Consider the following 22,835-nt stretch of genomic DNA (forward strand, 5'->3'; position numbering starts at 1 on the left):
GAAATGAAAAAGAATCTGCTCACCTCAGGCGAATTTGCCAGCCTGTGCGGCACGCAAAAAGGCACCCTGCTGTTCTACGAAAAAGAGGGGTTGCTGAAACCCAAGCACGTTTCAGAAAACAGGTACCGCCGATACGGGATTGAGCAGTATTTTGAATTTGACCTGCTCTCCATGCTCAAGGAGGTCGGCAGTTCGCTGAAGGAAATCAAGGCGCACCTGCACAACATGAACGGCGAGGACTTCCTGTCATTCTTGCAGGAAAAACAGCGCAACACAGAAAAGGAACTGCGCCAGTTGGCCCAGCGCAGGTTGATGCTCAAGGACATGACCGCCTGCCTGCGCGAAGCCCTGGATTTTGAATACGACACCATGACCGTGCGGCACCAAAAGGCAGAACGGCTGGAAATGACGCCCACAGGCGCAAGCCCATCAGAGTCGCAATGGGAACTTGTGCAGCGCTTTGTGGAATATAATCGGGGATATGAGCAGCAGGAAGAAAAACCGCGCTATCCCTTTGGCGTTGTCTTTTGCCTGGATGACATACGGCAGGGCAGCTATGTTGAGCGGTATTACTTCACCAGGGTGCGGCGCTCCACGCCGCCCTCCCTCCTCCATATCAAACCAGAGGGAAAATACGCCATTCTGGCCCACAATGGCACGGACGCCTCGCACAGGCTGGCCCTTGCCGATATGCTGAAAAAGGTCAACGCCGCTGGCCTGACCATGAAAAGCGATGTCTATGTGTGCGACATGATGAGTTACGTCATGCAGGAGGGCGGGGACTGCTACGCGGTGAAATACGCCATCCGTGTGGAATAGTGGCATACTGCCTCAATTTACGGGTCCCCGTAATCAGGGGCAGCCAGCAAGGGCCGCGTGCCCTCGCCCCAGTCGCCGGTACGTATTTTCCTCTTGCGGGCGGGGCGCTGTAATCGTAGAGATATGCAAGAGCTATACTTTTGCTCCACCTAAATAACTACGAGGCCCACATGCAGGTTTGCAAAAAAATGGCTGACGGCGTTTTGCATGTCAGCATAGCGGGCAAGATCGACACAGTGACGGCTCCGGCGCTGGACAGGGATTTGCAAGAAGACTGCGGCGCTGCGGATGAGCTTGTGCTCAATTTCAGCGAGGTAGACTATATTTCAAGCGCAGGCCTGCGCATTTTGCTGCGCCTGCACAAGCGCATGGTTCAGCGTAAGGGCATGCGCATCATCCACGCCAATGAAACCGTGAGGGAAGTGTTCAGCATCACAGGTTTTGTGGATCTGTTTACCATAGAATAGCCGCACACCCGCAAGCCCGCGCCGCCGGTTCGGGTTTTCCTCATGCTGAGCGGGCAAGCCCGCAAAGGCGGGCCGCCATGCACAAGTTATTTCACAAATGGCTTTTTATCTGCATTTTCCCCGCCTTTTGCCTCACGCTTGCCGCATCCTATCTGTTGCAGACCCGGCAGGCCGAAGAAAACGCCCGCCACATGCTTTCCACTAATCTGGGCGATGGGGAAAAATATCTGCGCATGGTCATTACCAATGCCGCCTACATCCGCGAAATTTCGGATGCTGGCGCGCTGACCAAGGCACGGGCCTTTGCGGCCATAATCACGCAAAACCCAAACATCCTTACAATCCCAACAATATTACATTTTTTACGCAAACTACTGGACGTGGAAGAGCTGAACGTTGCGGACGACCGGGGCGTGATCATCGCCTCCACGGGCCCCTTTGTGGGCTATGATATGGCGTCCTCGCCGCAGTCTGCGGCATTTTTACCAGCCCTGCGCGATCTGGATTTTGCCCTTGTGCAGGATATTGAAGAGCGCGGCGCAGACCGCGTGCCCTTTCAGTATGCCGGTGTGGCCCGCCGCGACTGCACGGGCATTGTGCAGATCGGCTACTCGCCCAAGCGTCTGACAGCCGCCTTGCGTTCCGCTGCGGTGGATCAGATCGCCCCGCGATACCATATTGGCTCCAACGGGTTCATGGTCATCTCCATCTACGGGGCCGTCATCAGCACGGGCAACGAGACCGCTGTTCCCCTTGGGGCGAATGTGGATGCCCTCGGCCTCATACAGACAGACGGCAAGGGGCTGGTTTCCATTCTCGGCAAGCAGTACATCTGCCAGAATATCGAGGTGGAGGGCTACACCCTCTTTGCCCTGCTGCCGCGCAGCGAGGTGTTTTTCTCGCGCGACAGCATGCTCCTGTACATCGCGGCCTGCAATGTGGTGCTGTTTGCCGTGATTTTCTGGATGGTGTCGCATCTGGTCAAACGGCTGGTCATCAACGATGTGTACCGCGTCAACGAAGACCTGCAAAAAATCACCTCCGGCAATCTGGATGTGGTGCTCAACGAACGCACCACGCCGGAGTTCGGGCTGCTCTCTGACGGCATCAACAAAACCGTGCAGAGCCTCAAGGCGGCCATCAGCGCCGCAGCGGGCCGCATAGACGCGGAGCTGGAATTTGCCCGCGCCATCCAGTGCTCCTCGCTGCCAAGCGTTTTCCCCGCCTATCCAGAGCGGGAAGACTTTGATATTTTTGCAGTCATGCGCGCCGCCAAGGTGGTGGGCGGCGACTTTTACGACTTCTATCTGCGGGATAAAAACCAGCTTGTGATTGTGGTGGCCGATGTGGCGGACAAGGGCATCGGCGCGGCCCTGTTTATGATGACGGCCAAGACCCTCATCAAGAGCCTTGCGGAATCGGGCCTTTCCCCGGCAGAGATATTCACGCAGGCCAACAAACGCATCACCGCGCAGAACGATCAGGATATCTTTCTTACGGCCTTTCTGGCGGTGCTTGACCTTACAACCGGGCGGCTGATCTGCGCCAACGCCGGGCATGAGCATCCGCTGATATTCAGACGCGCCGAAGGCCGCTACGCATGGCTTGAAGCAGGCCACGGCCTGCCGCTTGGGGCCATGCCCAATTCCCGCTACAGGGAGCAGACCTTTCAGATTGCCCCGGGCGACCGTATGTTGCTCTATACTGACGGCGTCAGCGAGGCGGAAAACAGCCGGGGCGAACGCCTTGGCCTCAGCGGCATAGAAAACGCAGTGCTGGGTACCGAAGATATGGATGCGGAGCAGACCGTGCAGGCCCTGCTGCGCCGGGTGGACGACTTTGCAGCAGGCGTGGAACAGGCGGACGATATTACCATCCTGGCGCTGGAATTTACTGGTCTGGCCTGGGATGAACTGCTCATAACGGCGGATGACGCTCATCTGGAAACACTGCTGGCCTTTCTGGAAGAAAAACTCAAGGTCGCCCAGTGCCCCGCCGCCACACTGCCCATGCTGCTGGTTACTGCGGAAGAAGTCTTTGCAAACATCGCCCACTATGCCTACGCCCCGGATCAGGGAACAGTGCTGGTGCGCTGTCGGATGCGTTCCGGGCCGTTTCAGGCCGTGATGCAGTTTCAGGATACAGGCCGCCCATTCAACCCCCTGCACCAGCCGGACCCGGATACAAGCCTGCCCGCCGAGCAGCGTCGCGAGGGCGGGCTGGGCATCGCCATGATGCGCAAGATCATGAGCAGGATGGAATATGCCCGCACTGCGGACGGCAAGAACATTTTAACCCTCTGGAAGCAGGAAGACGCCTGAGCGCGGGGCCGGGCGCGGCCCGTCTGATTCAGCTCGCGCCAGCCTCCTGCATCAGGGCGGCATCTTCACCGCGTGGTTGCCGATTCTGCCAATGCCCATAGGGAGTAGCATCATGGAAGCAAAAAAAGCCATCATCGAGACCGTGGCAGAATACCTTGCCCCCCTCTTCGGCCCAGCCACCGAAATTCTGGACGATGACTACACCAGGGAAAATTTTGAAGACCTCGCCGAAATGAACGGCAGGCGCTTTATGCTGCGGGTCGCCCTTACCGGTCAGCCGGAGGATGAAGTGTACCTCTTCCGCGCCATTCCGTTTACGGAAACGGAGCAGGCCATTGCCCGCAACATCCTTGATGAATGGGAAAAAATCTTCACCACGCCCCACATTGATGATTACGCCGCCGTGTGCATACGGCAGGCGCAGATCATCGGCATTGCCAAAATACTCTCGCCAGAGCGCCACACAACGGTGCTGCGCATGCTGAATCTGCTGTCGTTCTGGTCGAGCGAAACGTATGAAGGCGACAAGATATCCTTCTGCGTGGGCATTGACGAAGACGACCTCCGCCCCGGCAGCGTAAATTTTTTTGATGCCAGCAAGGAGGACTACGCCAAGGTGCTCACCTCCGGCTGCGACACCCTGCTTGTGTGCAATGCAGAGGGCGGCATAACCGCCTACTGCGAGGCGGCATTGCCAGCAGAGGCCGAGGCGGCCCACGTTTACGCGCCTCTGGCCTTTTTGCCCGTGGCCTATTGGACATCACAAAACAGGTGCGCCTTTTGCCTCAGCAGAAACGGCGACATCCTCATCTTCAAAAACAGGCAGCTATTTTTTGCCAAAAGGCGCGGCAAGTGGCTGCATTTTTCGCATCAGGCCTACCTTGCCGAGCTTGGCTATCAGGGGCAGGGCGGCAGCAGGGGCACCATTGAGGCGCTGTACCTGAGCCTGCTCGATGTTTCATTCCGGCGCAAAGGCGCGTGTATCGGCTTTTTCCGCACAAACGCCGTTACCCCGTGGATGATAAACGAGCGCCGTAACCAGCGCATTGGACAGAACATTTCCCAGGATGAACTGGTTCGTATTTCGCAAGACAGGCTGCACGGCTACCTGGACGAAATAGTCAGCCAAGGCGACATGCTGGCGCGCGAGGCCAGCAGCAAAGCCGCGCTGCTGCGCTCGGCCCTGCCAAGCCTGAATTTTGCGCAAATCCCGCGCAAGCTGCGGGCCGAGCTTCTTTCCATTGATGGCGCAACCCTGATCTTTGACGATGGCAGCGTTTTTGCGGTGGGGGCTATCCTTAAAATTCCCGGCGGCAGCAGCAGCGGCGGGCGCAAGGCGGCAGCCATGACCCTGGCAGAGCACGGTATTGGCATCAAGGTTTCCAACGATGGGCATATCACGGCCTGGAGCCGGAGAGCCGAAGATGGGCAGGCCCTGTTTGAAATAGGCTAAGCGGCGGCAAATTCTGAGGAGGCAGGAAAAAACGTTTTTTTGTGCACCTGCCAGTGTGGTTTGTGTGCTCAAACGAGAATAGCCGCTCCACCCGGCAATTTTTTTGTCTTGTCATGAAGTTCCCACTGAGGTAAATTAGTGAACAGAGGCTTTTTTATTTTTCTCTCCCGCTTTTTTTGCTTGCCAAGGACTCGGATTCCTAGTATGCATCCTCTTTCAACGATTGGTGCGGGAGGCTCCTTTCTGTTTTTCAATAACTTACTGACCAAGCATATATATTAAAGGTAATGCCCTGACCCCAGCCCTGTTTACCCAGACAGGGATGGGTTTTTTACGCCTTGCCCGCAGTAGGTTCTTTTTAGCCTTCCCACCAGATTACGCTTTCAGGGTGCAGTGACAGCAAGTTTTTTGCCCGCCGGCTTAGGCATGCTGATTTGTCTCGCGCAGCCGGGGCGCAACCGCTACCTATCTTGAGGTACCCATGGGCCAGCTCACCAAACAGTTCGGCAAGATCAAGGTTTCCCTCCCTATCCCACATCTGCTGAATCTGCAGATAGATTCTTACCAGAAATTCCTTCAGGAAGGCGTTTCAGATGCCGACCGCAGCCCAGAGGAAGGGCTGGAAGGTGTGTTCCACACCGTCTTCCCCATTGAGGATTTCAATAAGACCGCCAGTCTTGAGTTCGTCAGCTATGAAATCGGCGAACCCAAGTACGACCAGGCCGAGTGCATTTCCAAGGGGCTGACCTACGAGGCACCCATGCGCATCAAGGTGCGCCTGGTTGTCTATGACACCGATGAAGCTTCGGGCAACCGCACCATCCGCGACATCAAAGAGCAGGATATCTATTTTGGCACCCTGCCCCTGATGACGGAAAAGGGCACGTTTATCATCAACGGCACCGAGCGCGTCATCGTTAACCAGTTGCAGCGCTCGCCGGGCATCATCTTTGAGCACGACGGCGGCAAGACTCACACCAGCCGCAAGGTGCTCTATTCCTGCCGCATCATCCCCATGCGCGGCTCGTGGCTCGACTTTGACTTCGACCACAAGGATATTCTGTACGTCCGCATCGACCGCCGCCGCAAGATGCCTGCCACCATCCTGTTCAAGGCCATGGGCATGAGCAAGGAGCAGATTCTTGAATACTTCTACTCGCAGGAGCACTACCGCATTGAGTCGGCCAGCAGCCTGTTCTGGGAAGTGCGCAAGGATCTGTACCGCAAGGACAACGCCTACGCCGACATCATCGACGCGCAGGGCAATGTCATTGTCAAGGCTGGCAAGCCCATCACCAAGCGCAGCTGGCGCCTGATCTGCGAAGCGGGCATTGAAGCTATTGAAGTTCGCCCCGACACGCTGGACGCCATGTTCCTGGCTTTGGACGTGGCCGACCCCAAGACCGGCGAAGTGCTGGCAGAAGCTGCGGACGAAATCACCGCAGGCCTGCTTGACCGCTTCCGCGAAGCGGGCATCACGCGCATTGCCGTTCTGCACACCAAGGGTACGGATACGTCTTCGTCCATCCGCGACACCCTGGTTCAGGATCGCATCCCCGACCAGCAGAAAGCGCAGGAAGAAATCTACCGTCGTCTGCGTCCGTCTTCTCCGCCTACCCCGGAAATTGCGGCCAGCTTTTTTGACAACCTGTTCCGCAACGGCGACTACTATGACCTGTCGCCCGTGGGCCGCTACAAACTCAACCAGCGTCTGAGCCTGGATGAGGCTGACGACCTGCGCACGCTGACCGACCACGACATCCTCACCGCCATCAAGGTGCTGGTGCAGTTGAAGGACAGCCACGGCCCCGCCGATGATATCGACCACCTTGGCAACCGCCGTGTGCGTCTGGTGGGCGAACTGGTGGAAAACCAGTACCGCATCGGCCTTGTGCGTATGGAACGCGCCATCAAGGAGCGCATGAGCCTTCAGGAAATTTCCACGCTCATGCCCCACGACCTTATCAATCCCAAGCCTGTGGCGGCTGTGCTGAAAGAATTCTTCGGCACCTCGCAGCTTTCGCAGTTCATGGATCAGACCAACTCGCTCTCCGAAGTGACGCACAAGCGCCGCCTTTCGGCTCTGGGCCCCGGCGGTCTTACCCGTGAACGCGCGGGCTTTGAAGTGCGCGACGTGCACACCTCGCACTATGGCCGCATCTGCCCCATTGAAACGCCTGAAGGCCCGAACATCGGCCTGATCGTTTCGTTGACCACCTTTGCCAAGGTAAACGACTACGGCTTTATCGAAACGCCTTACCGTGTTGTGCGCGATGCCCGCGTTACCAATGACGTGGTGCACCTTGATGCATCCCGCGAAGGTGGTCAGGTTGTGGCTCAGGCCAACGCCCGCACCGATGCCGACGGCAACCTGCTTGACGAATACGTTACCGTGCGCGTCAAGGGCGAAGTGGAAATGAACCCGCGTGAAGAAGTGACCCTGATGGACATTTCGCCCAGCCAGATGGTCTCCATCTCTGCCGCGCTCATTCCCTTCCTGGAACACGACGACGCCAACCGCGCGCTCATGGGTTCAAACATGCAGCGTCAGGCCGTGCCGCTTCTGCGCGCCGAAAAGCCCCTGGTGGGCACCGGCATGGAAGTGGACGTGGCCCGCGACTCCGGCGCGTGCATCGTGGCTCCCGCTCCGGGCAAGGTGGAATATGTGGACGCCGACCGCCTCATCGTTTCCTACGAAGGCGACGTGTTCCCCAAGCAGGGCGGCGTGCGCGCCTATGACCTGCTGAAGTTCCACAAGTCCAACCAGAACTCCTGCTTTGGACAAAAGCCCACCTGCTACCCCGGCATGCCCGTGAAAAAGGGCCAGATTCTGGCTGACGGCCCCGGTATTGACGAAGGCGAACTGGCCCTCGGCAAAAACCTGGTGGTCGCCTTCATGCCTTGGTGCGGTTACAACTACGAAGACTCCATCCTCATTTCCGAGCGCACCGTTCGCGAGGATACCTTTACCTCCATTCATATTGAAGAATTCGAGGTAGTGGCCCGCGACACCAAGCTTGGACCGGAGGAAATCACCCGCGATATTCCCAACGTCAGCGAAGAAATGCTGCGCAATCTGGACGAAAGCGGCATCATCCGCATCGGCGCAGCGGTCAAGCCCGACGATATCCTTGTGGGCAAGATCACGCCCAAGGGCGAAACCCAGCTTACACCTGAAGAAAAGCTGCTTCGCGCCATCTTCGGCGAGAAGGCCAGGGATGTGAAAAACACCTCCCTCAAGGTTCCCCCGGGAGTGGAAGGCACCATCATTGACGTGAAGGTCTTCAACCGCCGCTCCGGCGAGAAGGACGACCGCACGCTGGCTATTGAAAGCCACGACACGTCCGTGCTGGACCAGAAGGAATCTGATCACCTTCGCGCGTTGTCCGACCGTACCCGCGTTCAGATTGCCCCGCATGTGCTGGGCAAACAGATCGCCGCCGCAGTGCCGGGCAAAAAGAAGGGCGAAGTGCTGGCCGAAGTGGGCGCAGCCCTGACCGAAGATGTGCTTGAGCAGATCCCCGTGAAGAAACTCGCGGGCCTGTTCAAGAGCAAGGAAGTCAACGACTCCGTGGCCGACGTGCTCAAGTCTTACGACCAGCAGGTTGAATACCTGAAGGCCATTTACGACTCCAAGCGCGAAAAGGTTACGGAAGGCGACGATCTGCCCCCCGGCGTCATCAAGATGGTCAAGGTGCACATCGCCATCAAGCGTAAGCTCTCTGTGGGCGATAAAATGGCTGGCCGCCACGGTAACAAGGGTGTTGTTTCCTGCATTCTGCCGGAAGAAGACATGCCCTTCTTTGCCGACGGTCGCCCCGTGGACATCGTGTTGAACCCCCTGGGCGTGCCTTCACGTATGAACATCGGGCAGATCATGGAAACCCACCTTGGGTGGGGCGCCAAGGAACTGGGTCGGCAGCTGGCCGAACTGGTTGACTCCGGCGCGGCCATGCAGGTTGTGCGCGAAGAACTGAAGGGCGTTTACAATTCGCCTGAAATCAGCGCCTTGGTGGACAGCATGAGCGATGAGGAATTCAAGGCCTCCGCCCTCAAGCTGCGCAACGGTATTGTTACCAAGACCCCGGTGTTCGACGGTGCCACCGAAGAAGAAATCTGGGGCTGGATGGACAAGGCTGGTCTTGCCAACGACGGCAAAACCACCCTGTACGATGGCCGCACGGGTGTTCCCTTCAAGAACCGCGTGACCACGGGCGTCATGTACATGCTCAAACTGCACCACCTGGTTGACGAAAAAATCCATGCCCGTTCCACTGGCCCCTACTCGCTGGTGACGCAGCAGCCCCTCGGCGGTAAAGCCCAGTTCGGTGGACAGCGTCTTGGTGAAATGGAAGTGTGGGCTCTGGAAGCTTACGGAGCGGCCTATCTGCTGCAGGAATTCCTCACGGTCAAGTCGGACGACGTGACCGGGCGCGTGAAGATGTACGAGAAGATCGTCAAGGGAGACAATTTCCTTGAAGCCGGTCTGCCCGAATCCTTCAACGTGTTGGTGAAGGAACTCATGAGCCTTGGCCTCAACGTGACCCTGCATCAGGAAGAAGGCAAGAAAAAGCCCAAACGCGTGGGCTATATGAAAGAACGCGAGGAAGAGGCGTAACAGCCCCTTTCTGCGGCCCCGGAAACGCGTTGCGTTGGCCGTGAGCGGTTATGCCTCTCACGGCCAACGACAGCATGGCTAACGATTTCAACGAGCTTTTTACAAAGCAAGGTATACTATGAGCCTGGACGATCTTTTCACCGCACGCGGCGCGTCGACCAACGTGACGAACATCCGCAACCTGAAAGCCATCCAGATTTCCATCGCATCGCCCGAGGCCATTCGTGAATGGTCATATGGCGAAGTGAAAAAGCCGGAAACCATCAATTATCGTACCTTCAAGCCGGAGCGCGACGGCCTGTTCTGCGCCAAGATCTTCGGCCCTGTGAAGGACTATGAATGCAACTGCGGCAAATACAAACGCATGAAGCACCGCGGCATCGTCTGCGAAAAGTGCGGCGTTGAAGTTATTGCCTCCAAGGTACGCCGCGAGCGCATGGGCCACATTGAGCTGGCCGCGCCCGTTGCCCATATCTGGTTTTTGAAGACCCTGCCTTCCAAGATCGGCACCCTGCTCGACATGACCATGGCTGATCTGGAAAAGGTACTGTACTTCGACTCCTACATTGTTCTTGATCCCGGTCAGACCAATCTGCAGAAGCGTCAGGTCATCTCTGAAGACCAGTACCTCCAGATTCTTGACCACTACGGCACGGACGAAGTTCTGACCGTGGGCATGGGCGCGGAAGCCGTGCGCAGCCTGCTGGAAGAGCTGGAGCTGGAAAAGCTGCGCGCAGAACTGCGCGAAGAAGGCGAATCCACCAAGAGCCAGACCAAGAAGAAAAAGATCACCAAGCGCCTCAAGATTGTTGAAGCCTTCCTTGAGTCGGACAACAAGCCCGAATGGATGATCATGGAAGTCATTCCTGTCATCCCGCCGGAACTGCGTCCTCTGGTGCCGCTGGACGGTGGCCGCTTTGCCACCTCTGACCTCAACGACCTTTACCGTCGTGTGATCAACCGCAACAACCGTCTGAAACGGCTGATGGAACTGGGCGCGCCCGAAATCATCATCCGCAACGAAAAGCGCATGCTTCAGGAAGCTGTGGACGCGCTCTTCGACAACGGTCGTCGTGGTCGCGCCATTGCGGGCACCAACGGTCGCCCGCTCAAGTCGCTTTCCGACATGATCAAGGGCAAGCAGGGCCGGTTCCGTCAGAACCTGCTCGGCAAGCGCGTTGACTACTCCGGCCGTTCGGTCATTACCGTTGGCCCTTACCTCAAGCTGCACCAGTGCGGTTTGCCCAAAAAGATGGCGCTTGAGCTGTTCAAGCCCTTCATCTATGCCGAGCTTGAAAAAAGAGGCCACGCCTCCACAATCAAGAGCGCCAAAAAGATGGTGGAGCGCGAAGAGCTGGTAGTGTGGGATATCCTTTCGGAAGTGGTGCGCGAATACCCCATTCTGCTCAACCGCGCCCCTACCCTGCACCGTCTGGGCATCCAGGCCTTTGAACCCCTGCTGGTTGAAGGCAAGGCCATCCGTCTGCATCCGCTCGTCTGCTCGGCCTACAACGCCGACTTTGACGGTGACCAGATGGCCGTGCACATTCCCCTTTCGGTGGAAGCGCAGATCGAATGCCGCGTGCTCATGATGAGCACCAACAACATTCTTTCGCCCGCCAACGGCGGCCCTGTCATCGTTCCTTCTCAGGATATCGTGCTTGGTCTGTACTACATGACCGCCGAGCGCAGCTTTGAGCAGGGCGAAGGCATGAGCTTCTGCGCCCCCTGGGAAGTGGAAGCCGCCTATGACGCCGGACAGGTCTCACTGCATGCCCGCGTCAAGGTGCGCATGCCCGATGGGCACGTGTACGACACGACCCCCGGCCGTGTGCTCGTGAGCGACATCCTGCCCGAAAAGCTGGGCTTCGAAAACGTCAACTGTGTGCTCACCAAGAAGAACATTGCGCGTCTCGTGGGCGCGGCCTACCGCCACTGCGGCATCAAGGCCACGGTCATTCTGTGCGACCGCCTCAAGGACATGGGTTACGAATTCGCCACAAGGGCGGGCGTAACCATCGGCGTGAAAGACCTCACCATTCCTGAAAGCAAGAAGCACATTCTGGCTGCCTCGCAGGCGGAAGTGGACGACATTGAACATCAGTACCGCGACGGTATCATCACCCGTACTGAAAAGTACAACAAGGTGGTTGACGTGTGGACCAAGGCCACACAGGACGTTTCGGCAGAGATGATCAAGGATATCTCCTACGACATCCTTACCGACCCCAAGACCGGCAAGCAGGAAAAGAACCAGAGCTTCAACCCGATCTTCATGATGTCCAATTCGGGCGCTCGTGGTAACCAGGATCAGATGCGTCAGCTCGCCGGCATGCGCGGTCTTATGGCCAAGCCTTCAGGTGAAATCATTGAAACGCCTATCACATCTTCGTTCCGCGAAGGTCTGTCGGTGTTGCAGTACTTCACCTCCACCCACGGTGCTCGTAAGGGTCTTGCCGATACCGCCCTCAAGACGGCCAACTCCGGTTACCTTACCCGCCGTCTGGTTGACGTTGTGCAGGACGTTATTGTCTGCGAACACGACTGCGGCACTGTGGACGGCATCGAACTGACCCACCTCAAGGACGGCGGCGACATCAAAACCCCGCTGGCCGAGCGCGTCATTGGCCGTGTGCTGCTCTACCCCGTGTTTGATCCCGACGATCCGAACACCGTGCTCATGCCCGAAAACACGCTTATCGAGGAAAAGGAAGCCCAGCTTATCAGCGACAAGGGCATTTCCTCCATCACCGTGCGCTCGCCCCTTACCTGCCAGGCCGAACGCGGCATCTGCGCCCTCTGCTACGGGCGCGACCTTGCTCGCGGGCACCTGGTCAACACGGGCGAAACCGTGGGTATCATCGCGGCCCAGTCCATTGGTGAACCCGGTACGCAGCTTACCATGCGTACCTTCCACATTGGTGGTACGGCTTCGAGCACCATTGAAAAGAACAAGTTTGAAGCCCAGAACGCGGGTCGCGTTATCCTGAACCGCGTACGCGCCGTCACCAACCGCGACGGCGTGGAACTGGTCCTCGGCAAGAGCGGCCAGCTCACCATTGTGGACGCTCAGGGCCGCGAACGCGAAAAATACATTCTGCCCAACGGCGCACGCCTGCTTGTCCATGACGGGCAGGAAGTGACCAAGGGCGTTGTGCTGGCCGAATGGGATCCGTTCAACGAACCCTTTGTCTGCGAAGAAGAAGGCGTTATCCGTTTTACGGACATCATCGATGGCAAGACCGTACAGGAAAAGGTGGACGATATCACCCGTCAGGCATCCCTGACCATTATGGAATACCGCACCACCAACTTCCGCCCGTCCATCTCCATCTGCGATGAACACGGCAGCGTCAAAAAACGCAGCCACGGCGGCACGGCGGCAGTCTACACCCTGCCCGTCGGCTCCATCATCATGATCAAGGACGGCGCAGACATCCAGGCCGGCGACATCATCGCCCGTAAGCCCCGCGAAACATCCAAGACCAAGGATATCGTGGGTGGTCTTCCGCGCGTTGCCGAGCTCTTTGAAGTTCGCAAGCCCAAGGACATGGCCGTGGTTTCCGAAATCGCGGGCACTGTCACCTACGCTGGCGAATCCAAGGGCAAGCGCAAGCTGGTGGTCACGCCCGAAATCGGCGAAGCCAAGGAATACCTGGTGCCAAAGGGCAAGCACATTACCGCTGCTGACGGCGACTTTGTGGAAGCGGGCGATCCGCTGACCGAAGGCTACCCCGAACTGCACGATATCCTGCGCACCCGTGGCGAAAAATACCTTGCCCGCTACCTTGTGGACGAAATCCAGGAAGTGTACCGCTTCCAGGGCGTGGGTATCGACGACAAGCACATCGAAGTTATTGTGCGTCAGATGCTCAAAAAGGTTACGGTTCTCGATTGCGGCGGCACCAGCTTCCTTGTGGGCGAGCAGGTGGACAAGGCCGAGTTCAAGGCCGAAAACCAGAAGGTCATTGCCGAAGGCCGCGTGCCAGCTACAGCGGAACCGCTGGTGCTGGGTATCACCCAGGCTTCGTTGACTACCTCCTCGTTCATCTCGGCGGCCTCCTTCCAGGAAACCACCAAGGTGCTCACCGAGGCGTCGCTCAAGGGCAAGATGGACTACCTGCGCGGCCTCAAGGAAAACGTCATTGTGGGTCGCCTCATTCCTGCCGGTACCGGCTACCGCGAATACGTCAACGGCGATATCGTGGTTCCCGACCAGAAGGAACGTCCCGACAAGTTCCTTGAAGACCTTGAAGAAAATCCTGTGCTGGTTGACCTGAACAACTAGACAGACAGAATAAACCGGGCCATGGCCCGGAGACTGACAGCCCCCTTTGGAAGATCGCTTCCGAAGGGGGCTTTGCGTTGGCGCGCGTGAGGGCTAGCGGGACATCAATGTCTACGCACTGGACTGTCCACGCCTGTTTCCGGCCTGCTTCATCTACGGGCCAGTTTCACACACGGATACCCCCTTTCCCGCACTAAACTTCACTATTCCCAAAATCCCACCACACATGTCTTCTCCCGCCGAAGATGCCAGCCGCATCAACCAAGGCCTTCTCACGCCCTATACTGCCCCTGGAAGAGTCCAGTCAGCTTCACAGGAACCACAATCCATATTTAAACCCCGTAAGTACGCCGCACCCCTTTATACAGCGCAAGCGCCTACCGTTGTGCGTTGTGCAGGTTATCAAGAGGCTAACCGGTCATTTGTGTTGCGGATATTTAGAGATTGTACACACAAACACCATTACTTATAGAAACAATAAGCAATCTTTTAGCTACGTTTATATGTAAATCATATGCACCTTTTCCTAAAAATATTTTTTAAAACATTAATTGTATTGTTTTACTATGCAATTGCATTGTTTATTACAATATCAATACATTAACTTTTATGCCGATTGTGCAATTTTTCTCATTTAAGATAGATTGTTAATCCTTTCAATAGTTGAGCTTAACTTGCATTTTTTTGCATAAAAAAATCCATACCTCGTTGACACAGTATGTTTAATATGAGAATAGTTTTGTACGGATTAATTACATCAAGTTTTTTATTAATTAATTGCTCTTTTTAACCGCCTCATATAAACTGGGGCGCGACTGCGGAAGACGCAGGGGGTTGTTATGTCAGCTTTGTCAGAACGCGATTATCTGGCCGATGAAATTTGCGAACTGTTCACCAAGCTCACAGGCGATGCGTATGCCGAAGACATGGCACGTGCGCGCAAGCTGGCCGAAGGGGGAAACCCTCACGATCACTGGCTGCACACCACCAGGCTTGACTACGAATCGCGCCTCTTCATGTACATGGCGGCGGCTTTTGCCATGCGCTGCATGAAGGGCGAACCCTACAAGTGCGCCGTCTTCATGCGCAGCGCGGCCGAGGCCCTTAGCCAGCCCCAGGACTAGGCGAATGTCGACAACGGGAAATCCCGACGCATGTGCGCGGGATTTCCCCAATTGTGCCCGGCACAATTCAGGCCGGGAAAACACCATCTGGATTTTGTCAGGAAGCAAGGATCCATCATGCGGGAAAAACTTATCAGATTCAGAACCACTCTCCCCTGCCTGTTATTATTGATCTGCGGCCTGGCGGCATTGCCCGGCGCGGCGTTTGGCAACGAGCTTGTGCCCGTTACCACGCCCGCCGTGAGCAAGCCAGAGATGCCCAAGGTCTTTTTTCCCCATGACAAGCATGTGGACGCAGTGGAGGCCAGAAACGGCGACTGTTCATCCTGCCACAACATGACAGATGCAGGCATGTCTGAAACCCTCAAGGACGTAACATCGGTTCCGGCGAAAAAGCAGGTTGCTTACATGCACACAGCCTGTACCGATTGCCACGTCAAAGCTGGCAAGGGCCCGCGTCTTGTGGACTGCCGAGTCTGCCACAGCGAACGCACCGCATCTGAGTTTGCCGGCAAGAAGAAATAGCCAGTAGGCTCATGGTACACCGAAGAATACGTTAGGAGGCAGATCAGATGCTGGATTTCATTACCGGACCACTTTTCATTATTTCAATTGCCGTATTTGTCGTCGGCCTGCTTGTACGCGCGGTTTTATACGTGCGCGGCCTGGATGCACGCCTTGAACGCGTGGCCTACAGCTATCATACCGAGCGCTCCATCCCCGGTGCGCTTGCTTCCATTTTCAAATGGCTTATCCCTGGCGGAACCAGCGGCTGGCGCGCCCAACCGGTTGCAACCATCCTTTTCTTTCTTTTGCATTTCGGCGCTGTGCTTATACCGCTGTTTCTTCTTGGGCACACGGTTCTGCTTGAAACCTATGTGGGGATAAGCCTGCCGTCGCTTCCAGGCGGCGTTGCCGATGTGCTTGCCATCATGGCTCTTTCCGGCATTGTTCTGCTTGCCTTGCGGCGTCTTTCCTCACCGGCGCTCAGGCAGCTCAACAGCGGCCAGGATTGGCTTATTCTGCTTTTGACCTTTCTGCCCTTTGCCACGGGTCTTATGGCGCGCCTTGACGGCGGCGCCTACCAGACGTGGATGATAGCCCATGTGCTCAGCGGCGAACTGTTTCTTCTGCTGGCCCCCTTCACCAAGCTTTCGCACATTGTCCTCTTCTTTATGTCTCGTGCGCAGATCGGCATGGACTTTGCCATCAAAAGAGGCGGCGCAACGCGCGGCGGCGCTTTCCCCTGGTAATCGGGGCAAACGAATTATCTTTTCGCCAGAAAGGAGCGAACCATGTCCGAATTGCTGTGCACCCCAACCCCCGTCACCACCAAGGAAGGCATCCTTGATCTGCTGAAGGACAAGGGCGGGGCGCAATACTATGCCCAGATGAAGGAAATGAAGGTCGACCAGGAAGCCCTGGCCCGCGACCTGGAGCAAACCTGCAAATCGCGCACCCGCACATGGCTCAGCGTCTGTGCGCACTGCGCCATGTGCGCGGACAGCTGTTTTTTCTACCGCACCAACAACAACGACCCCACGCAGATTCCTTCGTACAAGATTCAGGCAACGCTGGGTGAGCTGCTGCGCCGTAAAGGCAAGGTTGACGCCGAGTTCATGATCAAATGTATGGACGCTGCCTGGGGCAAGTGCACCTGCTGCAACCGTTGCGCCGTTTATTGCCCTCACGGCATTGATACGGGCGTTATGTTCAGCTATCTGCGCGGCATTCTCTTCAAGCACGGCTTTATCCCGTGGGAAATGAAAATCGGCTCCGGCATGCACCGCGTTTACGGGGCGCAGATGGACGTGACCGAAGAAGACTGGGTTGAAACCTGCGAATGGATGGTCGAAGAGCAACAGGATGAATGGCCCGACCTGGAAATTCCTGTTGAAAAAGAAAACGCGGACGTCATGTACATTCTTAACGCCCGCGAAGTGAAGCACTATCCTGAAGACATCGCTCAGGCCGCCATTCTCTTTCATGTGACGGACACCAACTGGACTGTGCCGCGCGAAGGCTGGGAAAACACCTCTCTCACCATGTTTGCGGGCGACTGGGAAGGCTGCGCGCAGAACGTCAAACGCATCTACGCCGCCATTGAGCGCATCAAGCCCAAGGTTGTTGTGGGTACGGAATGCGGCCACGCCCACCGTGCAACAGTTGTTGAAGGCCCCTACTGGGCCGGACGCGAAAGCGGTGATCCGCCGGTGCGCTTCATGCACTATGTGGAATGGATCGCGGAGATGCTGCGTACAGGCAAGATCAAGATTGATCCTGCCAAAAAGCTCAAGATGCCCTGCACTCTTCAGGATTCGTGCAACTATGTGCGCAGCCACGGGCTTGGCAAGGCCACGCGCGATATCATGAGCTACATTGCGGAAGACTTCCGCGAAATGGACCCCAAGGGCGACCACAACTTCTGCTGCGGTGGCGGCGGCGGCCTTAACGGCATCGGCCTGTACCGCAAAGAACGCAACGTGGGCCTGAAAAACAAGCTGGACCAGATCAAGGCAACCGGCGCGGAACTGGTCATAAGCCCCTGCCACAACTGCTGGGACGCCATCCGAGATATGATGGAAGTCTACGAGGAACACAACATCAAGTGGTCGTTCCTCAAGCCGCTGCTGGTTGATATGATGATTATTCCGGATCACATCAACCACAACGAAGTATAAAAAATGGGCCGTCTGTGCGGCAGACGGCCCAACAAAACAAGGGTTCCCCAAAAGAACCTGAAAAAACTCGCCGTCTGCCGCGCCAGCATTTGTCCTTTTGCCTGGCGCGGATAACGGAGCGAACCACAGCCCTGACGGTCGGGTACTATCCCAGCCCGACCGTCAGGCGAGTATCAAATACGATAGCTATGCCATTGCGGCGCTGACGGTAGCAAGCAGCGCTTCGCTCGAACAGTTTTTTGAAAGAACGGGAATCCCCGTTCCAAAGCTCACAGGCCGGGGCCCAACAGATGTGCACACCACCGCCGGAAGCGACCTGGTGCTCGCATTGCGGCGCAAACGACTGTACATGATGGTGCCGGACGTTCCCTCCAGCTCCACATCAAAAACAACACAGTCGGGCCTGTCGCTGGCAATCTTGGCCAGGCTTTCAGCACAGGTGCTGGCGGTGCTTACCCGGTAATCACACTGCTGAAGGGTTTGAGACAGTCTGCTTTGGCTTTCGGCATCGCTGTCTACCAAGAGAATATGCTTTTGCATTGGTGCCTCCGAAGTCGGTCTCCGGCAGAAGCGGAGAAGAGGGTTGCGCCACCCTGCGGCGGGTGGCTTGCCGGGGCGCTGAAGCACTACTCTGTCGAACGGAACTGAGAGTCACAGCTTCGAGCGAACTGTTCATGGAACGGGCGACCATATCCCAAGCGTCCAGCGCAGTTTTGCCCCTGGGGGCAACATTGCTGACACCAGGCAGGGAAATGCCGCCTTCAACTGCAATAATTATGTCGGCCAGCGTTATCTCGTCAGGAGTGCGCGCCAGCATGTGCCCTCCGGCAATGCCACGAACGCTTTTGACAATGCCCTCTGACTGAAGCAGCCGCATGATTTTTTGAACAAACTTTTCAGATATGCCGGTGCAGACCGAAAGTTCGGACGCAGAGGCAGGGATTTCGTCATCTTGTTCAGAAAGGCACAATAACAAGTGCAAGGCATGGCAGGCCATTGTCGAAATACGCATAGTCATTCCTTATTTTGCAGGAGACAATAACTATCTCTAAACCGTATCCGTCTAATTTAGACTGTTCTACTCAACTTTTTAGCGCACCATAATTATGGCGTCAAGCGGGTACCTGCCTGCCAAAATGAACGCCATTGGCAAAATTTCGTCATGCTTTCAATGATGTGAATAGTTTCGCAACCTTTTGACGAAGAAAAAAAAATACTGCCCATAGCAAATATAATGTGTTAGATTTGTGCGTCATTAGTCATAGCTAGCCGCAGCATCGGCGCAGAGACGCCGCCAGTCATGGCAGATGGAAATTATTCAATCTGCACACAAGAGGGACCCGCAATGAAGCTTTCTGCAAAAACCCGGTATGCCGCCAGGATCCTGCTTTTTCTGGCAAAAAACGGTCTTGAGAAACCGGTCTCTTCAAGCCAGTTGGCTGCACAAACTGGCATAAGCTCGCAATTCAGCGAACAGATTTTGCGCCAGCTGCGTCTGGCTGGCATAACGGGCAGCATCCGTGGGGCCAAGGGCGGTCATGTGCTTTTGCGCAAGCCCGAAGAACTCACATTTGGGTGCATTGTCAAATTGATGGAAGGCGGCATTGAACTGACAAACTGCATGGAAAAGCCCGGCGAGTGCGCGCGCTTTGATGAATGTGAAGTCCGAAAAGCCTGGGAGAACCTGCAGGCGACGCTTGATGGCGTTTTTGAGTCAATTACCCTGCGCGATCTCATGCATGACCCGCACATTCTCCTGTAGGAAGCACGATTTCAATCGCAGAATCCGTTTATACAAGCATACCACTTGACACACAAAGGTCGGCCTACGCCGACCTTTTTTATTATCTCAATATTACTGATAAATTTTATCATACCAAAAAAGTATATAATTTTTCATCCCAAGCTTGTTAAAAAAATTTTTAGTTTGCTTGAAAAAAAAATTTTATAGGTGTAATCTACTTGATTTAGTTAAATAAAATTAGGTTAATCCTGATTAAGTTTACTGTATTGTTTCCATCTGACATCTTTGCATTTTTTGTAATTTTGAGTATCAGGGGGGTCACCGTACACCTTGACTATGTCGACTATTGTGATCAATTCCTGATTACAACGGTCAGATTTGACTCAGGCGTCGGCCCACTAAAAGGAGAGGTTGCAGGCAGGCAGACGCATGCCGGGCTTGAAAGCGTGTCGGCTGTGCCGGCCGCAACTAACCCACGATCTAGCGGCATCTTGACCCCACGGGAGTAAACGCATGACCACACTTTTTTACATTCTTGGCTATCTGGCGGTAGCCGGCTTTTTCTGCATGGCCTACCTCAAGATCAAATCGTATCTTGCAGCCAGCCCCCTGCACGTACGCTGGGAACTGTACCCCGTGCCTCACGAAGGCTCCAAGACGGTGTACGGCGGCAGCTTTATGGAAGAAAAGGACTGGTGGACCAAGCCTCGTCACATCGCTCACATGGGCGACGTCAAGGCGCTGCTGACCGAAGTGCTTTTCTTGCATGCCACTTTTGAACACAACCTCAAGCTCTGGGTGCGCACCTACCCCTTCCATGTGGGCATGTACATGCTCATGGGCGGCACCATCGTGGTGCTGTTTGCCGCCATCGCGCAGATTCTGGGCCTCAACCCCCAGGGCGGTCTGATGATCTTTGTCGGCAATGTTATCAGCGCCTGTGCTCTTGCTGGCACGCTGTGCATCATTGTGGGCGGCGTCAGCCTTGTTTTGCGCCGTCGTGCCGATGAAGGCCTGCGCCGCTACAGCACCCCCGAGCATTACTTCAACCTGCTCGTCTTCGTGCTCTTCGGCGTGCTGGGCCTGGCTGCCTGGGCTTCCGCTCCTTCCTACTTCGAGCTGGCCCGCACCTTCATGTACAACCTGATCACGTTCCACTTTGCCCCGCAGACCAACGTGCTCTTCAGCCTGCACCTGCTGGTGGGCTTCTTCCTGCTGATCTGGATCCCCATGACCCACATGGGCCACGTCTTCATGAAGTACTTCACCTACCACGACATCCGCTGGGGTGACGAACCCACCAACTACAGCCCCAAGAACCAGCAAAAGATCATGGACGCCCTGAAGTTCAACGTCACGTGGTCTGCCGATCATATCAATGGCGATGGCCAACCCAAGACCTGGGTTGACGTGGCCACCACCAATCCCGCAGCCCCCAAGAAGGAAGACTAGGGAGTTCCATCATGAAAGATAATCTGCAATTGAAAGATGTTTCCACTGCCGAAGGGCAGATGGTCAGCATTGACCTCAAGGATATTCCTGAGCTTCCCCTGGACGTGCACACCATGCCCTGGAAGCCCTTCACCGAAGAGCAGAAGCAGAACACCGCCTGCATCCTTGACGATGTGTGCGTGCTGAATATTCCTGTGCCCAAGAACAAGGAAGAAGAAGAGGAACTGGTCAACAAGTTCCTCAACGGCATGCGCAAGCTGTTCAGCAAGGAAAACAACTGGACCTTCCTGCCCATGCTCGAAACCAGCATGGACTACTGCGCCCAGTGCAACTCCTGTTCTGACGCCTGCCATCTGTACGAAATGTCGGGCAAGAACGAGATGTACCGGCCCAACTTCCGGTCTGAAATCTTCCGCCGCATCTACAAGCAGTATGTGAAGAAAGAACCCTTTGCCAAATGGCGCTACGGCGACATGGGCCTGAACTGGAAGACCGTGGCCCGCCTGGGCGAACTGGCCTACCGCTGCAACCTTTGCCGTCGCTGCGCGCAGACCTGCCCCATCGGTGTGGACAACGGCCTGCTGGCCCGCGAAATCCGCAAGCTTTTCAGCCAGGAGATGGGCATCTACGCCCGCGAACTGCACGAAAAAGGCACCATGAACCAGATGAAGTGCGGGTCTTCCACCGGCATGACGCCTGAAGTGGTGAAAGAAAACGTGGAGTTCATCGACGAGGACTACACCGAAATCACCGGCGTGGGCATCCACACTCCCTTCGACGTGCAGGGTGCAGACATCATGCTGCTGCACAACGCTGGCGAAGTGATGGCCTGGCCTGAAAACATCGCCGCCTTCTCGCTGATCTTCCAGGAAGCCGGTCTTTCCTGGACGCTCTCGAGCAAGGCCCTGGCGTACGACGGCGTCAACTACGGCGTGTTCTACGACGACGCCCAGACCGCCCGTATTGCCCTCCAGCACATGATGGCCGCCAAGGAACTTGGCGTGAAAAAGATCGTCATCGGTGAATGCGGCCACGCCCACAAGGCCCTGACCGTTATCGCCGACCGCGTTATCCCCTTCGAATATCAGGTGCCGCGCGAAAGCTGCTACGTGACCCTGCACGACATCGTCATGTCGGGCCGCCTGAAGCTTGATCCTTCGCGCAACAACTTCCCTGTGACCCTGCACGACCCCTGCAACATCGTGCGTCTCATGGGCATTGTTGAACCCCAGCGCGAAATCGTGCGCAAGATTGCGCCCATGTTCCGCGAAATGCCCTGCCACGGTGTGGACAACTACTGCTGCGGCGGCGGCTCCGGCTTTGCCATCATGACCCGCAACAACATCGAGCAATGGCGCGGCAACATCTCTGGCCGCAAAAAGATGTGGCAGATCGCCGAAGCTTTCAAGGATTGCCTTGGACCGGAAACCCGCAAGTACATCTGCGCTCCCTGCTCCAACTGCAAGGGCCAGATCCGCGAAATGCTGGAACACAACGATCTGTACACCAAGAACAACTTCGCTTACGGCGGCCTGGTGGAACTCATCGTCAACGCCATGGTCAACGTGAACCCCGGGTTCATCAAGTTTGAAGGCGAAGAAGAATAGTTTCCCAGCCGTGGGATAAATAGAAAAGGGGGCGCAAGCCCCCTTTTCTATTTATGTGCGTTGCCATCGGCGATGCGATCAGAAATCAGGAGCAGGCTGCGGCTTGTCCGCGCCGACGAGCGACTGATTTCTGTGTTTTCTGCCCGGCGGTCTGCCGCCGCTGGCAGCGCAAAACCCGTGCAACGGGGTTTGTCATCTGAATGATAAAGGGGGCGCAAGCCCCCTTTTCTATTTATGAGCGTAGCCATCGGCAATGCGATC

At 56.2% G+C, this 22,835-nt stretch carries 15 protein-coding genes; 13 read left to right on the forward strand and 2 right to left on the reverse strand.

The window, feature by feature from the left end; translation table 11 throughout:
• Positions 1 to 3 precede the first annotated feature (3 nt).
• The 10 genes from JMF94_RS10760 to hmcF all read left to right on the forward strand — a co-directional run bounded on the left by JMF94_RS10760 (position 4) and on the right by hmcF (position 17,771).
• Positions 4 to 819, forward strand: a complete 816-nt coding sequence (locus tag JMF94_RS10760; protein WP_240825090.1) for a MerR family transcriptional regulator — start codon at positions 4 to 6, stop codon at positions 817 to 819.
• Positions 820 to 989: 170 nt separating this feature from the next.
• Positions 990 to 1,286 (forward strand): STAS domain-containing protein, encoded by a 297-nt coding sequence (locus JMF94_RS10765; protein WP_240825091.1) that lies wholly within the window; start codon positions 990 to 992, stop codon positions 1,284 to 1,286.
• A gap of 77 nt (positions 1,287 to 1,363) precedes the next feature.
• On the forward strand, positions 1,364 to 3,607 hold the full coding sequence (locus JMF94_RS10770) for a SpoIIE family protein phosphatase (RefSeq protein WP_240825093.1): 2,244 nt from the start codon (positions 1,364 to 1,366) through the stop codon (positions 3,605 to 3,607).
• A 112-nt stretch (positions 3,608 to 3,719) separates the two neighbouring features.
• Positions 3,720 to 5,060 carry a hypothetical protein gene (locus JMF94_RS10775; protein ID WP_240825096.1) on the forward strand — a complete coding sequence of 447 codons (1,341 nt, stop codon included), beginning with the start codon at positions 3,720 to 3,722 and terminating at the stop codon, positions 5,058 to 5,060.
• Between the two features lie 481 nt (positions 5,061 to 5,541).
• Entirely contained in the window at positions 5,542 to 9,678 is a 4,137-nt protein-coding gene (gene rpoB / locus JMF94_RS10780) for a DNA-directed RNA polymerase subunit beta (RefSeq protein ID WP_240825098.1), read from the forward strand.
• Positions 9,679 to 9,796: 118 nt separating this feature from the next.
• The gene (rpoC, locus tag JMF94_RS10785; RefSeq protein WP_240825099.1) at positions 9,797 to 13,966 is read left to right on the forward strand and encodes a DNA-directed RNA polymerase subunit beta'; all 4,170 of its coding nucleotides are present in this window, start codon (positions 9,797 to 9,799) and stop codon (positions 13,964 to 13,966) included.
• Positions 13,967 to 14,805: 839 nt separating this feature from the next.
• Positions 14,806 to 15,090, forward strand: a complete 285-nt coding sequence (locus JMF94_RS10790) for a hypothetical protein (protein ID WP_022658301.1) — start codon at positions 14,806 to 14,808, stop codon at positions 15,088 to 15,090.
• A 117-nt stretch (positions 15,091 to 15,207) separates the two neighbouring features.
• Positions 15,208 to 15,615, forward strand: a complete 408-nt coding sequence (locus tag JMF94_RS10795; protein ID WP_240825100.1) for a cytochrome c family protein — start codon at positions 15,208 to 15,210, stop codon at positions 15,613 to 15,615.
• Between the two features lie 47 nt (positions 15,616 to 15,662).
• Positions 15,663 to 16,343: a sulfate respiration complex protein HmcE gene (gene hmcE, locus JMF94_RS10800; protein WP_192112878.1), complete on the forward strand. Its 681-nt coding sequence runs from the start codon at positions 15,663 to 15,665 to the stop codon at positions 16,341 to 16,343.
• 42 nt (positions 16,344 to 16,385) lie between these two features.
• The gene (gene hmcF / locus JMF94_RS10805; protein ID WP_240825101.1) at positions 16,386 to 17,771 is read left to right on the forward strand and encodes a sulfate respiration complex iron-sulfur protein HmcF; all 1,386 of its coding nucleotides are present in this window, start codon (positions 16,386 to 16,388) and stop codon (positions 17,769 to 17,771) included.
• A 186-nt stretch (positions 17,772 to 17,957) separates the two neighbouring features.
• Here the strand turns inward: hmcF and JMF94_RS10810 are convergent, their stop codons facing one another.
• Both JMF94_RS10810 and JMF94_RS10815 read right to left on the reverse strand, forming a co-directional pair.
• Positions 17,958 to 18,311, reverse strand: a complete 354-nt coding sequence (locus JMF94_RS10810) for a response regulator (RefSeq protein WP_240825102.1) — start codon at positions 18,309 to 18,311, stop codon at positions 17,958 to 17,960.
• Positions 18,235 to 18,783 carry an Rrf2 family transcriptional regulator gene (locus tag JMF94_RS10815; RefSeq protein ID WP_022658296.1) on the reverse strand — a complete coding sequence of 183 codons (549 nt, stop codon included), beginning with the start codon at positions 18,781 to 18,783 and terminating at the stop codon, positions 18,235 to 18,237. Before JMF94_RS10815 ends, JMF94_RS10810 begins: the two co-directional genes overlap by 77 nt.
• Positions 18,784 to 19,116: 333 nt before the next feature.
• Here JMF94_RS10815 and JMF94_RS10820 point away from each other — a divergent pair, with 333 nt between their 5' ends.
• The 3 genes from JMF94_RS10820 to JMF94_RS10830 all read left to right on the forward strand — a co-directional run bounded on the left by JMF94_RS10820 (position 19,117) and on the right by JMF94_RS10830 (position 22,574).
• Positions 19,117 to 19,533 carry an Rrf2 family transcriptional regulator gene (locus JMF94_RS10820; RefSeq protein ID WP_240825103.1) on the forward strand — a complete coding sequence of 139 codons (417 nt, stop codon included), beginning with the start codon at positions 19,117 to 19,119 and terminating at the stop codon, positions 19,531 to 19,533.
• Positions 19,534 to 20,028: 495 nt separating this feature from the next.
• A complete protein-coding gene (locus tag JMF94_RS10825) occupies positions 20,029 to 20,967 on the forward strand; it encodes a respiratory nitrate reductase subunit gamma (RefSeq protein WP_240825104.1) in 939 nt (312 codons plus the stop codon).
• A gap of 11 nt (positions 20,968 to 20,978) precedes the next feature.
• The gene (locus JMF94_RS10830) at positions 20,979 to 22,574 is read left to right on the forward strand and encodes a (Fe-S)-binding protein (RefSeq protein ID WP_240825105.1); all 1,596 of its coding nucleotides are present in this window, start codon (positions 20,979 to 20,981) and stop codon (positions 22,572 to 22,574) included.
• Positions 22,575 to 22,835: the final 261 nt, after the last annotated feature.

It is taken from the genome of Desulfovibrio sp. UIB00 (assembly GCF_022508225.1).
GTDB lineage: Bacteria > Desulfobacterota > Desulfovibrionia > Desulfovibrionales > Desulfovibrionaceae > Desulfovibrio.